The organism is Undibacterium sp. Ji50W (genome assembly GCF_049340445.1).
In the GTDB taxonomy this organism is placed as follows: domain Bacteria; phylum Pseudomonadota; class Gammaproteobacteria; order Burkholderiales; family Burkholderiaceae_D; genus Undibacterium.
Genome location: NZ_JBMPOX010000007.1, coordinates 112,649 through 125,446, shown reverse-complemented (window position 1 = coordinate 125,446; position 12,798 = coordinate 112,649). Strand labels below are relative to the sequence as shown.

At 49.5% G+C, this 12,798-nt stretch carries 11 protein-coding genes; 9 read left to right on the top strand and 2 right to left on the bottom strand.

What is annotated here, in order from left to right; genetic code table 11:
* The first annotated feature begins 111 nt into the window (after positions 1–111).
* The 3 genes from ybaK to ACO0K9_RS12895 all read left to right on the top strand — a co-directional run bounded on the left by ybaK (position 112) and on the right by ACO0K9_RS12895 (position 2,027).
* Positions 112–606 (top strand): Cys-tRNA(Pro) deacylase, encoded by a 495-nt coding sequence (gene ybaK / locus ACO0K9_RS12905; protein ID WP_422985621.1) that lies wholly within the window; start codon positions 112–114, stop codon positions 604–606.
* A gap of 89 nt (positions 607–695) precedes the next feature.
* Complete coding sequence (gene plsY, locus ACO0K9_RS12900) at positions 696–1,313, top strand: glycerol-3-phosphate 1-O-acyltransferase PlsY (RefSeq protein ID WP_422985471.1); 618 nt, start codon at positions 696–698, stop codon at positions 1,311–1,313.
* A 240-nt stretch (positions 1,314–1,553) separates the two neighbouring features.
* Positions 1,554–2,027: a cache domain-containing protein gene (locus tag ACO0K9_RS12895; protein WP_422985469.1), complete on the top strand. Its 474-nt coding sequence runs from the start codon at positions 1,554–1,556 to the stop codon at positions 2,025–2,027.
* Between the two features lie 39 nt (positions 2,028–2,066).
* Here the strand turns inward: ACO0K9_RS12895 and tsaD are convergent, their stop codons facing one another.
* Positions 2,067–3,095, bottom strand: coding sequence for a tRNA (adenosine(37)-N6)-threonylcarbamoyltransferase complex transferase subunit TsaD (gene tsaD / locus ACO0K9_RS12890; RefSeq protein WP_422985467.1), 1,029 nt, complete (start codon positions 3,093–3,095; stop codon positions 2,067–2,069).
* 191 nt (positions 3,096–3,286) lie between these two features.
* Between tsaD and ACO0K9_RS12885 the strand changes: the two genes are divergently transcribed.
* The 4 genes from ACO0K9_RS12885 (at position 3,287) to ACO0K9_RS12870 (ending at position 7,322) form a co-directional block, all read left to right on the top strand.
* Entirely contained in the window at positions 3,287–3,922 is a 636-nt protein-coding gene (locus ACO0K9_RS12885) for an ANTAR domain-containing response regulator (protein WP_422985465.1), read from the top strand.
* Between the two features lie 503 nt (positions 3,923–4,425).
* Positions 4,426–5,595 carry a CmpA/NrtA family ABC transporter substrate-binding protein gene (locus ACO0K9_RS12880; protein WP_422985619.1) on the top strand — a complete coding sequence of 390 codons (1,170 nt, stop codon included), beginning with the start codon at positions 4,426–4,428 and terminating at the stop codon, positions 5,593–5,595.
* A gap of 9 nt (positions 5,596–5,604) precedes the next feature.
* Complete coding sequence (ntrB, locus tag ACO0K9_RS12875) at positions 5,605–6,507, top strand: nitrate ABC transporter permease (RefSeq protein ID WP_422985463.1); 903 nt, start codon at positions 5,605–5,607, stop codon at positions 6,505–6,507.
* A 2-nt stretch (positions 6,508–6,509) separates the two neighbouring features.
* Positions 6,510–7,322: an ABC transporter ATP-binding protein gene (locus ACO0K9_RS12870; protein ID WP_422985461.1), complete on the top strand. Its 813-nt coding sequence runs from the start codon at positions 6,510–6,512 to the stop codon at positions 7,320–7,322.
* A 97-nt stretch (positions 7,323–7,419) separates the two neighbouring features.
* Here the strand turns inward: ACO0K9_RS12870 and ACO0K9_RS12865 are convergent, their stop codons facing one another.
* Positions 7,420–7,791 (bottom strand): hypothetical protein, encoded by a 372-nt coding sequence (locus ACO0K9_RS12865; RefSeq protein WP_422985459.1) that lies wholly within the window; start codon positions 7,789–7,791, stop codon positions 7,420–7,422.
* 288 nt (positions 7,792–8,079) lie between these two features.
* Between ACO0K9_RS12865 and ACO0K9_RS12860 the strand changes: the two genes are divergently transcribed.
* Complete coding sequence (locus ACO0K9_RS12860) at positions 8,080–10,380, top strand: putative bifunctional diguanylate cyclase/phosphodiesterase (protein ID WP_422985457.1); 2,301 nt, start codon at positions 8,080–8,082, stop codon at positions 10,378–10,380.
* Positions 10,381–10,852: 472 nt separating this feature from the next.
* Positions 10,853–12,775: a PrkA family serine protein kinase gene (locus ACO0K9_RS12855; RefSeq protein WP_422985455.1), complete on the top strand. Its 1,923-nt coding sequence runs from the start codon at positions 10,853–10,855 to the stop codon at positions 12,773–12,775.
* Positions 12,776–12,798: the final 23 nt, after the last annotated feature.

Below are 12,798 nucleotides of genomic sequence, written 5' to 3'. Positions count from 1 at the left end.
ACCTGTCGGTTTTTTTATTCCCGATGAATTGGAACGCAAATTATGCAAGTTGGCCATCGGCGGCTATAATTTGCAGCGGTATATTTCACAAATCCTGTTTTTGAGAGTGTAATTTTGGCCAAGAAAGAACATGTTTCGGTAACCCAGGCAACGCAGTTCCTGCGCAAGCACAAGGCAGAATTTTCTGAACATCCCTATGCATACGAAGAACATGGCGGCACGGGCGTGTCTGCGCGCGAATTGGGCGTAGATGAGCATGCTGTAGTGAAAACCCTGGTGATGCAGGATGAAGCTGCCAAACCTTTGATCGTATTGATGCACGGTGACAGAAAGGTGTCGACCAAAAACCTGGCAAGACAGATAGGTTGCAAATCGGTAGAACCCTGCAAGCCAGAGAATGCACAAAAGCATTCTGGCTATCTGGTTGGTGGTACCTCACCCTTCGGCACTAAAAAGACCATGCCTGTCTATGTAGAGCGCGGCATACTGGCTTTACCCAAGATTTACATCAATGGTGGCCAACGCGGTTACCTGGTCGGTATTGCGCCGGGCTTGCTGGAAAGCCTGTTGCAGGCTAGCCCTGTTGACTGCGCCCTGGAAGAGTAATCAGACCGGCTGCCCCGGTTTTTGCCAGATGCGCTGGCTACTGGCATATACTTGCTGTGAATTTTTCCCCATGAAGAATAAGGATCAAGATGAATACAATACTGGCAGCCGTTGCCGCTTACCTGATCGGTTCATTGTCGTTTGCTGTGGTGGTCAGCAAATTGTTTGGCCTGGCTGACCCGCGCACGTATGGATCAAAAAATCCTGGCGCGACCAATGTTTTACGCAGCGGTAACAAGGCAGCCGCAGTGCTGACCCTGCTGGGTGATGCCGTCAAGGGTTGGCTGGCAGTCTGGCTGGCCAGTACCTATGCAGTCCAGTTTGGTCTGGATGATGGCAGCGTTGCCATGGTGGCGATTGCCGTTTTCCTGGGGCATTTGTGGCCGGTGTTTTTCAAGTTTGTTGGTGGCAAAGGCGTGGCAACTGCCGCCGGTGTCCTGATCGGGATTGATATCTGGCTGGGGGTGGCGACGCTTGCTACCTGGATGATCGTGGCTTTTGCGTTCCGTTATTCTTCCCTGGCTGCCCTGATCGCAGCCATCTTCGCGCCCTTATATTACGGCTTCCTGTTTGGCCCGGATATCAAATTGCTGGCAGTATTTGTAATGAGCGGTTTGCTGATATATCGCCATGGTCAGAACATCGTGAATTTAATGAATGGCAAGGAAAGCCGTTTGGGAAGCAAGAAAGAAAGTGTTAAAAAGTAAGTAATGCGGTAATTAGCGCTAGATTTTTTTCAGTTTGTTAATTATCCTGAAGTAACAATGTCAGGACTTATGCAAAATTGTCCCAGTAAGGCCCTGCAACGTATTTAGGGCGGTTTTGCGTAAGTCTCAGATGTAAGATCGTAAACGGCTCTAGGAAATTGATGGGTTACTTGGGTTACTTGGGTTACTTGGGTTACCTGGGCTATCACAGCCTTACACCCTAACATGATGGAGCTGGAAATGATTGCGAGTTCATGCCGTTTGCGTTTCCTGAATTTTTGCCTGATCAGTTTTGTGCTGGTGTTAATGAGCCTGTCGGTACATGCCGCTGAGCATGGCACAGCCAACGAAGCAAAAGCATTGGTGCAAAAAGCGATTGATGCCATGAAAAAGAATGGCGTTGACACCATCGTCGCCGAGATCAATAAACGCGATGGGCAGTATCAGGACCGGGATTTATATGTGGTCGTGTACGACATGAAGGGTAAAAATATCGCCCACCTGAATCCCAAGATGGTTGGCAAGGACATGATAGATCTGACCGATGTGGATGGTAAATTCTTTATCCGCGACCGGCTGGAATTGGTCAAGGCCAAGGGTAAGGGCTGGCAAGACTATAAATTTGTTAATCCAAGCACCAAACAGATAGAGCCCAAGTCCATGTACATAGAAAAATATGAGGGCGTGATTGTCGGTTGTGGCATCTATAAGTAAAGTAGCCCAGGCCGATGACGAGCTGGGTACCACAGCCTGTCAGGCTTCCAGTAATTCCTGCAATGGCCAGCGTGGCCGCACATTGAAACCATAGTCCCGTGTAGCCAGTGCGGGATTTTTTTTGAGTCGCATGGCACCGGCAAAGGCAATCATCGCACCATTGTCGGTACAGAATTCCAACTCGGGGTAATAGACTTGAAAGCGGCGTTTTTGTGCCGCTGCATTCAAGGATGCGCGCAATTGCTGATTCGCGCCGACACCCCCGGCAATCACCAGTCGCTTCAAGCCACTCTCGCGTATGGCCGTCACACATTTCGCTGTCAGTACGTCCACAATGGCATCGACAAAACCACGGGCGATATTGGCTTTGTCCTGCTCACAACTATTCGCAGGATGATTTTTGACGACGGTCAGGACTGCAGTTTTCAAGCCAGAAAAACTGAAATTCAAATCTTTGGAATGCAGCATGGGACGCGGGAATTTATAGGCAGTTGGATCACCAAATTCTGCCATGCGTGAAATAGCCGGGCCGCCAGGGTAAGACAGGCCCAGCAATTTGGCCGATTTGTCAAAAGCTTCACCGGCAGCATCGTCCAGCGTCTCGCCCAGTAATTGATAGCGACCCACCCCATCGACACGCATCAATTGCGTATGTCCACCTGATACCAGCAAGGCGATGAAGGGGAATTCTGGTGGTTTGCTGGCCAGTAAGGGCGATAGCAAATGACCTTCCAGGTGATGGACGCCCAATACCGGCTTATCCAGCGCCAGGCCCAATCCGCAGGCGACGGATGCGCCCACCAGCAGGGCACCGGCCAAGCCTGGCCCCTGGGTGTAGGCAATCGCATCTATCTGCTGTTTCTCCAAGCCGGATGTGGTCAGGATTTCTGTCAGCAAGGGCAGGGCACGCCTGATATGGTCACGCGAGGCCAGTTCCGGCACGACGCCACCGTATTCCTGATGCATGGCGATTTGTGAGTGCAGGGCATGGGCAAGCAGACCCTGTTCGGTGTCGTACAGGGCCAGGCCGGTTTCATCGCAGGAAGATTCAACTCCAAGAACTATCATGTTAATTTCTAAATGGCGCAGAGCACAGCCATGTCCATCTCGCCATGGGTGGCACTGATGAATGACGGGAAATGATGCTTTTACTTAAATAATATGGCGGATTGGTGCGAATCTTGCTAAAGAACGCATACCTAGATTATATCTGCCATGGCCCATCTATGCGCACCAAACAGAATAGTGTTAATGCGACAATGCCTGTTTCACCCAGCTTGCGTATCGTTGTGGTGAATACGGTCATACAGACCGAGGATGAGTTGCATGAAGACGCACAGGCACAACTGGCGCGTTCGCGCGCCCTGCGCATAGGGCTGCTGCAGGCTGGCTATAACATCATTGCCGTGATTCCTGGTGATATGTATATGAGTGAACGCGTAGCGCAATTGCAACCGGACATGATCATCATTGATGCCGAATCCGATTCGCGTGATGTGCTTGAGCATATGGTCATGGTGACACGCGACGCCCCCCGCCCGATTGTCTTATTTACAGAAGACGGCAACCAGTCGAATATGGCCGCAGCCATGGAAGCCGGTGTGTCGGCCTATGTCGTCGCTGGGCTGCAGTCGGACCGTATCAAGCCTGTGCTGGATGTCGCCATGGCACGCTTCAACGCTGACCAGAAGCTGCGCAGTGAATTATCGGATACCAAGGCCAAGCTGCTTGAACGCAAAACCATAGAGCGGGCCAAGGGCTTGTTGATGCAAAGGCATCAGTTGTCGGAAAACGAAGCCTATCAAAGAATGCGCAAGCAAGCGATGGAAAAGAACCTGAAACTGGTGGATCTGGCGCAGCGCATGCTGGATGTCGCCGATTTGCTGGGTGGTTAGCAGGCATTTTCATCATGTTAACTCATGCTCAGTCACGGCCACGCATGGTCACTCATGGTGAATAGTTAGCGCACAGCAGATGGCAGTCCAAGTTTGTGCGTGTAATTGGTGCGCTGCGTCATTCCGGTGCGAAATGAGTTCTGGCAGCCCTTGATTTTGTGTCACTGGGGGCAGGCTAACGAGTCGTAGCCATGAAATCAGTTCTGGCACGGCAATTGCTAATGAAAGAGAAAGTGCCAACGCTGGCGCTAAAGAATAAATGAGACTGACTAACGGTGGTCACCTCATTAGACAAAGGTGTCTTTCTACTGGTTTTTACCACGTGGAATGACACCTTTTTTCGTTGCAGAAAAACTTTCTCAGGCTGGAGTACAGACATGTCGAATCAGGAATCGAATAAGAAATCTCTCATCATTGATGTCAACAAGCAGGAAGATCATGAACCGAATTTCAAACGTCGCAGTTTATTGCAAAGCGCTGCATTGGCAACGGGAGCTGGCATCATGGGTCTGAGTACAGGTGGTGTATGGGCAGCCGGTTCAGACAAGCCAGAAAAAGAAGAAGTGCATATCGGTTTTATTCCTCTGACCGATTGCGCTTCAGTGGTGATGGCCTCTGTTCTGGGTTTCGACAAGAAATACGGCATCAAGATTATCCCTACCAAAGAATCATCCTGGGCCAGCGTACGCGACAAGTTGGTAAATGGTGAACTGGATGCAGCCCATGTCTTATATGGGCTGCTGTATGGCGTGCAACTGGGTGTCGGCGGCAACAAGAAAGACATGTCGGTACTAATGACGCTGAACAATAATGGCCAGGCGATTACGCTGTCCAAAAAGCTGGCAGAAAAAGGCGCGGTAGATGGTGCGGGCCTGGCCAAGCTCATGCAGACCGACAAGCGCGAATATACCTTTGCCCAGACTTTCCCTACCGGTACCCACGCCATGTGGCTGTATTACTGGCTGGCGGCACATGGCATCAACCCCATGAAAGATGCCAAGGTCATTACCGTGCCACCACCACAGATGGTTGCCAATATGCGTGTCGGCAATATGGATGGTTACTGTGTCGGTGAACCCTGGAACCACAGGGCGATTGCCGATGGCATCGGCATCACCGCAGCAACGACACAGGATATCTGGAAAGACCATCCGGAAAAAGTATTGGGTACCACAGCCGAATTCGTACAGAAATATCCGAATACGGCACGCGCCATGGTTGCCGCAATTCTGGAAGCTGGACGCTGGATCGATGCTTCGCTGTCCAACAAAAACAAAATGGCAGAAACCATCGCTGACAAATCCTATGTGAACACATCGGTTGATGTCATCAATCAGCGTATTTTGGGCCGCTATCAAAATGGCCTGGGCAAGACCTGGGATGACCCTAACTACATGAAATTCTTTAATGACGGTGCGGTGAATTTCCCTTACCTGTCAGACGGCATGTGGTTCCTGACGCAGCATAAGCGCTGGGGTTTGCTGAAGACGGATCCTGATTACCTGGCGGTGGCCAAGGCAGTTAACCGTATTGACGTATACAAGGATGCAGCGGCCATGGCCAAGGTATCCGTTCCCAAGGACGTCATGCGCAGCAGCAAGTTCATGGATGGTACGGTCTGGGATGGGAAAAACCCGGCTGCCTATGCAGCTTCCTTCAAAATCAAGGCTTAAGGAGTCGCAATGAATACCCTGGTACATGGTGCAATGCAAAAGCCCGCTGTGGAGAAAACCGAATCGGCAGTCGTCGAACTCAAACCGGCAAAGGTGAAACCAGTGAAAAATCCAACTGCAAAGAAGCAGCGCTCATTCCGCCCATTCTTTCTGAGCGTGCTGCCACCCCTGTTTGGCATAGGCATGCTGATCTTGATCTGGGAAATTATCGCGGTCAAGAACAGTACCTTTCCTTCGCCATGGGTCACCCTGCAGGAAGCCATCAAGGTATTCTCTGATCCCTTTTATCAAAAGGGGCCGAATGACCAGGGTATAGGATGGAATATCTATGCGTCCTTGAAACGGGTGGCAGTGGGCTTTGGTCTGGCTGCTGCTGTCGGTATTCCGCTTGGCTTCCTGATCGGACGTTTCAAGTTTCTGTCGGGCATGTTCAATCCCATCATCAGCTTGTTGAAGCCGGTGTCGCCGCTGGCCTGGTTGCCGATAGGTTTGCTGGTATTCAAGTCTGCGCATCCGGCAGCGATCTGGTCGATTTTTATCTGTTCGATCTGGCCGATGATCATCAACACCGCGATTGGTGTGCAGCGTGTGCCGCAAGACTATATGAATGTGGCCAAGGTTCTCAATTTGTCTGAATGGAAAATCGTCACGAAAATTTTACTGCCATCTGTATTGCCCTACATGTTGACGGGTGTGCGCCTTGCGATAGGCACGGCCTGGCTGGTGATCGTGGCGGCAGAAATGCTGACTGGTGGTGTCGGTATCGGTTTCTGGGTATGGGATGAATGGAATAACCTGAATGTGCCACACATCATTATTGCCATCGTGGTGATTGGTATGGTGGGCTTGATACTTGAACAAATCCTGGTGGCAATTGCACGTGCCTTTACTTACGAAGATGTGGGAGCATGATCATGAAAGAAATCGACAACAAGTACATCGCCATCAGTCAGGTTGAAATGGTATTTCATACCCGCAAAGGCAGTTTCCATGCCCTGCGTGATATTAATCTGAATGTCGCCAAGGGTGAATTCATTACCCTCATTGGTCATTCTGGCTGTGGCAAGTCAACCTTGTTGAACCTGATCGCCGGTTTAACCAATGCCACTGCAGGCACACTGATTTGCGCCAACCGCGAAATTTCCGGCCCTTCGCCGGAACGTGGCGTGGTGTTTCAAAATCATTCCTTGCTGCCGTGGCTGACCTGTTATGAAAATGTTTTCCTGGCGGTGGAGCGCGTATTTGGTGCAACCGAAAACAGTACCAAATTGCAGAAACGCACCATGCAGGCATTGGCGCTGGTCGGATTGACACATGCAGAAAAAAAGCGCCCGAATGAAATTTCAGGTGGCATGAAGCAGCGCGTCGGCATCGCCCGTGCGCTGGCGATAGAGCCGAAAGTCTTGCTCATGGATGAACCCTTCGGTGCACTGGATGCCTTGACGCGTGCCCATTTGCAGGATGAACTCTTGAAGATTGTCGCCAAGACCCAATCGACTGTGGTGATGGTGACGCACGATGTGGACGAGGCAGTGCTGCTGTCTGATCGTATCGTCATGTTGACGAATGGCCCGGCGGCGACTATCGGTGAAATCCTGAAAGTGGACTTGGAAAGGCCGCGTGATCGTGTCGCTCTGGCACAAAATCCCAAGTATGCGCAATACAGGACAGAAGTGCTGGAATTTTTGTACCACCGCCAATCACATCCTGTGCATGAGGCGGCATGATTTTCCTGTTGCCGTGATGTTGTGATGCCAGTAACACTCTGATCTGACCTTCAGTCGATAGATGCCCGATAAACAGCCGACATATAGGCGGCAATTGTCAGATCAGCTTCGTTGATTTCAAAACGTGGATCTCGCCTGCCTGGCCACTTTGCTGCAGTACATGGTTAGTGGTCGATGCTGCTCCCTGGCTGCCTGGTGAAGCAGTATAGTCCATGGCACTTGCGTTCAAATAATCCCCAAGTTGATTGTAGTTTGTGCTGATTGCCGCAGATTCCATATCTTCATCGCGTTCTGGGCCTTTCCTGCGCCATTCTGCGCATATTTTCCACATAATGGGCAGTTTTCCAATTTCGATCTGTTCTGTGAATATATTAGACCAGTCGTCTATAATTGATTGAATGTAATTCAATCGTGATTTATTTTGATTAAAGTGATTGATAAAATAACTAAAGTGAAAATCTATCGCCATATAAAAATCAGTTAATGAAAACTAATTTTCATTAAAGGTTTGTAAATTGTCACGGTAAATGCGGAAACGATATAAATCTATGAGAGAATGTGGCTTGATTTTGGAGACATTTCTTCACAGTTTTTCCGGGGGATGTTGACAACGAAAGGGATGCGCAATCCGTTCAGCAAGACAGGGTAGTGATATCGCAAGGTAGTACTACGCATTTTCTGGCTGTTGTGTCGGCAAGTATGCTGGCGTGCATTTGTTCCCGGCAACAGACTTTAGCTTCTTATTCCAATACATGACATGTTTCGCTGGCTTTTTCTTAATGAAAGTGCATTAACGCCTGCCGAGCACACCGCATGGAAATTAAGCGCACTACGTATCATTTTGATGTCCGGCTTCGTGCTGGAAGCAGCCGTAGCGATTCACAGTTCTCTGGATGCTATCGCGGTTGGTGCCTATCAGGTGTTGTGGGTCGTTGGTTTTTTCTATGCCGTGCTGGCCTTGGGCTTGTATTATTCATCCCGTCACTTGCGTGCTGGCGCTACGATATTAATAGGCGCGGTTTACGCGTCTGCATTTTCCATTGTCAGCTTTGTCAGCGATTTTGAAGTAGCCAAATTTGGCTATCTTCTCATATACACCACGCCCATCATCGCGCGCCTGTTCTTTGGCACCCGACTGGCCATGGGGCTGATGGTATTCAATTTCCTGCCTTTCCTGCTATTGTTGACAAACCGGCCTGTATTCACCGTGCCCGGTTTTGACGTTACCCTTCCAGCCAGCAATACGTATATTCAGTCACTGTTATTTTTGTTTTTTAATACCTGCGTGCCGTTGGCCGTGTTCCGGGTGTTGCATGAGCTCGATGTGTCGGCCAAGCGTTATCGTCAGGCAAGTGATGCGCTGGTAGTGAGCCATGCCCAATATGAAGAAGTATTTCAAAACGCCGGTTCGGCATTATTGCTGACAGATGCTAGCGGCCAGATATTGCAGGCCAATCAACTTGCCAACAATTTGCTGGGTCGCCATGCAGACAAAGATGACGAGCTGGCACTGTTTGCCTGGCTGTCGCTGGATAACAGCGTACGTTTGAAAAGCCCGAACAGCGATGAATCTGAAAACATGCGCATGTCGGCCTATCGTACACGCGACGGTAAGCTGGTGGCGCTGGAAAATATCTCGCAAACCTCGGCTGAACACTATATCGTTGCCCTCAGGGACGTATCCGGCCTGCATTCCATGCACCATGCCCTGCAATTGAGCCTGGAGCGCGAAGACTATCTTAGCCGGCACGATGCCCTGACCAACCTGCCTAACCGCGACATGTTGCGCAGCCATCTGCATAACATTCTGGCGGACAATGACGACAGCACGGTGACGGCCCTGGTTTCTTTTCGTTTGAACAGCATACGGCATGCCAACCAGCAGTTTGGTGCCCATACAGGCGATATCCTGTTGCGACGTTTTGCCGAAGAATTGTCACGCGCACTGCCCAAAAACTGTTTTTGCGCACGTCTGCGCAGCATTGTTTTTTCTTTTGTGGTGGAACAGTCACGTACACCAGGTGAGATCATCAAGCTGGTAGAAAAAGTCCGTAACAATCTGCCGAAAGAACTGGAAATCAATGGCGAGAATTTACTGGTACAGTTCTCTGCTGGCATTGCCCTGGTGCGGCCAGATGACAAGCTGCCAGATGATTTGATACGGCGCAGTGAAGTCGCGCTGGATACCGCGCGTCGTTCCAGCGACCAGAGCGTGACCCTGTTTGATGAAGAGGATGCGCAACAAATACGGCGCAGTGTTGAGATAGAAGTCGGCATCGTCAATGGCCTGAAGCAAAATGAATTCCGCCTCGTATACCAGCCCAAAGTGGCGCGCGATGGCAATATTGCGGGCCTGGAAGCCTTGCTGCGCTGGGAGTCGCCGACATTGGGTAATGTACCGCCCGCCGAATTTATCCCGATAGCCGAGCGTGCAGGATTGATACGCCTGATCAGCAATTTTGTCATGGACCAGGTGTGCAGCCAGATTCGTGACTGGTTGAATCGCTTTGGTGATTGCCCCGTAACTGCTCTGAATTTATCGGTGACGGATATTGCCCGCAGTGACTTGTTACAACTGATTGATGAATGCTGCCAGCGCCATGACGTTGCATCATCCTATCTGGAGTTCGAGATTACTGAAACTGGCCTGATCGCCAACGAAACACTGACCATTCATCATCTGGATGAACTCAAGGCGCGCGGTTTCAGTATCGCGATTGATGATTTTGGCACCGGTTATTCGTCCTTGTCCAAACTCAGCCATTTCCCGGCACAAAGCGTCAAGATTGATCGCTCGTTTGTGGCGCAGATTGGTCATAACAAGAAAAGTGAAATGATCATCAAAGCCATTATTTCACTGGCCAATATTCTGTCTTGCCATACCGTTGCCGAAGGTGTGGAAAATAAGGAACAAGAAATTTTCCTGAAAGAGATAGGTTGCGACTTCTTCCAGGGATATTATTATTATCGTCCGCTGGAAGTATCGGCACTCGAATTATTGCTGGTGGAATTGCCGGCCAAAGAAGACCTCCCTCCTTACCAGTTCAAGCTGGCGTAAAGCGCATTTCATCCGTCATGGGCGCAATGCGTTCTCAAGTCACAATCCACAATTCATCATCCACCAGCGCTGTCAGCTTGTATGTGCACTCGCACACATGTGTGCCACATTATTTCTCACCATATTTAACAAACGGGTCAACGTTCATGGGTGATAGTGCGTTGCATGAGAAAGTCTGCATCATGCGTAATAAAGTGAATATGTTTATATCAATGCTGTTGCAAATTTAAGCTAATGTAGTTGTATCGCTATGTTGTTTTGTCAGATGTGAGTACTGCTTGCGCCGTCATTGTTGTTTCGTCCCGGATTTACAACAGTGCTTTGATCCAACATTTTGCACAGAGTAACAATTTGCGCTGCACGTTTTGATAATTTCAACTACACTAAAGTTGTAATGTGCTGGCGGCAATGAAATTGGTGTTGCCACCAGACCGGTTCGGAATTTGCTTTTTGCTTATCCATGGAGGTCGGGATGAATATCTTTGACAACTACACCGCACGGTATGAACGAACACGCGAAGAAGAGTATTCCATGCAGGAATATCTCGATCTGTGTAAAAAAGACAGGCTGGTGTATGCCAGTGCATCTGAACGCATGCTGGCAGCGATCGGTGAACCTGAATTGGTGGATACCCGTCATGACTCCCGTCAGTCGCGTATTTTCTCCAACAAGGTCATCAAGATCTATCCAGCCTTTCGTGAATTTTATGGCATGGAAGAAGTCATCGAGCAGGTTGTGGCGTATTTCCGCCATGCTGCTCAAGGCCTGGAAGAGCGCAAGCAAATCCTGTATCTGCTGGGACCGGTCGGTGGCGGTAAATCTTCGATTGCCGAACGCCTGAAATTCCTGATGGAAAAAATCCCTTTTTATTGCATCAAGGGTTCCCCCGTCAATGAATCACCTCTCGGCCTGTTCAATGAAGAGGAAGACGGTATCTTGCTGGAAGAAGATTTCGGCATACCACGTCGCTACCTGAAAAGCATACCCAGCCCCTGGGCCGTCAAGCGCCTGCATGAATTCAATGGCGACATCAACCAGTTCCGCGTGGTACGCCGTTATCCCTCGGTATTGAAACAGATTGCCGTGTCCAAAACCGAACCCGGTGATGAAAATAACCAGGATATTTCTTCGCTGGTAGGCAAGGTCGATATCCGCAAGCTGGAAGAATATGCGCAGGATGATCCAGATGCCTACAGCTATTCCGGCGGTCTTTGCCTGTCTAACCAGGGTTTGATGGAATTTGTCGAAATGTTCAAGGCCCCGATCAAGGTCTTGCATCCTTTGTTGACGGCGACCCAGGAAGGAAACTTCAAAGGTACCGAAGGCTTTGGTGCCATACCTTTTGAGGGTATTGTACTGGCCCACTCAAATGAATCGGAATGGAAGACATTTAAAAACAATAAAAACAATGAAGCTTTTCTTGACCGCATCTATATCGTCAAAGTGCCGTATTGCCTGCGTGTGAATGATGAAATAAAAATCTATGAAAAACTGGTGCGTACTTCGTCATTGGCGAGTGCCCCATGCGCCCCCGGTACCTTGAAAATGATGGCCCAGTTTGCCGTGTTGTCACGCCTGAAAGAACCAGAAAATTCCAGCATCTTCAGCAAGATGCAGGTATATGACGGTGAAAATCTCAAAGATACCGATCCCAAGGCCAAGTCACGCCAGGAATATTCAGATTATGCCGGTGTCGATGAAGGCATGAATGGCTTGTCCACCCGGTTTGCATTCAAGATTTTGTCCAAGGTATTTAACTTTGATAATACCGAAGTCGCTGCCAATCCTGTGCATTTGCTCTACGTACTGGAACAGCAGATAGAGCGGGAACAATTTGCACCAGAGATCGAGCAAAAGTATGTGTCTTATATCAAGGAATATCTGGCACAGCGTTATGCAGAATTCATAGGCAAGGAAATTCAGACGGCCTATCTGGAAAGTTATTCAGAATACGGCCAAAATATTTTCGATCGTTATGTGACCTTTGCTGACTTTTGGATACAGGACCAGGAATTCCGCGATCCCGATACCGGTGAAAGTTTTGATCGCGATGCGCTCAATAATGAACTGGAAAAAATCGAGAAACCGGCTGGTATCTCCAACCCCAAAGACTTCCGCAATGAGATCGTGAATTTCGTGTTGAGGGCCAGGGCGCAGAATGCCGGCAAAAATCCGGCCTGGACCAGTTATGAAAAACTGCGTACGGTCATCGAGAAAAAAATGTTTTCGAATACCGAAGAATTATTGCCCGTCATTTCCTTCAATGCCAAGGCCAGTGCGGATGACTCCAACAAGCATCAGGAATTTGTCGAGCGCATGGTGGCCAAGGGCTATACCGCCAAACAGGTTCGCTTGCTGTGTGAATGGTATTTGCGGGTAAGAAAATCGTCTTGATGGCAGGAGGACGAATGGGAATC

Bases quoted from the DNA above. Each gene is read 5' to 3' on its own strand.
- ACO0K9_RS12865 (WP_422985459.1), bottom strand. From the start codon at position 7,791: ATGGCGATAGATTTTCACTTTAGTTATTTTATCAATCACTTTAATCAA.
- ACO0K9_RS12880 (WP_422985619.1), top strand. From the start codon at position 4,426: ATGGGTCTGAGTACAGGTGGTGTATGGGCAGCCGGTTCAGACAAGCCA.
- tsaD (WP_422985467.1), bottom strand. From the start codon at position 3,095: ATGATAGTTCTTGGAGTTGAATCTTCCTGCGATGAAACCGGCCTGGCC.
- ACO0K9_RS12870 (WP_422985461.1), top strand. From the start codon at position 6,510: ATGAAAGAAATCGACAACAAGTACATCGCCATCAGTCAGGTTGAAATG.
- plsY (WP_422985471.1), top strand. From the start codon at position 696: ATGAATACAATACTGGCAGCCGTTGCCGCTTACCTGATCGGTTCATTG.
- ACO0K9_RS12860 (WP_422985457.1), top strand. From the start codon at position 8,080: ATGTTTCGCTGGCTTTTTCTTAATGAAAGTGCATTAACGCCTGCCGAG.
- ntrB (WP_422985463.1), top strand. From the start codon at position 5,605: ATGAATACCCTGGTACATGGTGCAATGCAAAAGCCCGCTGTGGAGAAA.
- ACO0K9_RS12855 (WP_422985455.1), top strand. From the start codon at position 10,853: ATGAATATCTTTGACAACTACACCGCACGGTATGAACGAACACGCGAA.
- ACO0K9_RS12885 (WP_422985465.1), top strand. From the start codon at position 3,287: ATGCCTGTTTCACCCAGCTTGCGTATCGTTGTGGTGAATACGGTCATA.
- ACO0K9_RS12895 (WP_422985469.1), top strand. From the start codon at position 1,554: ATGATTGCGAGTTCATGCCGTTTGCGTTTCCTGAATTTTTGCCTGATC.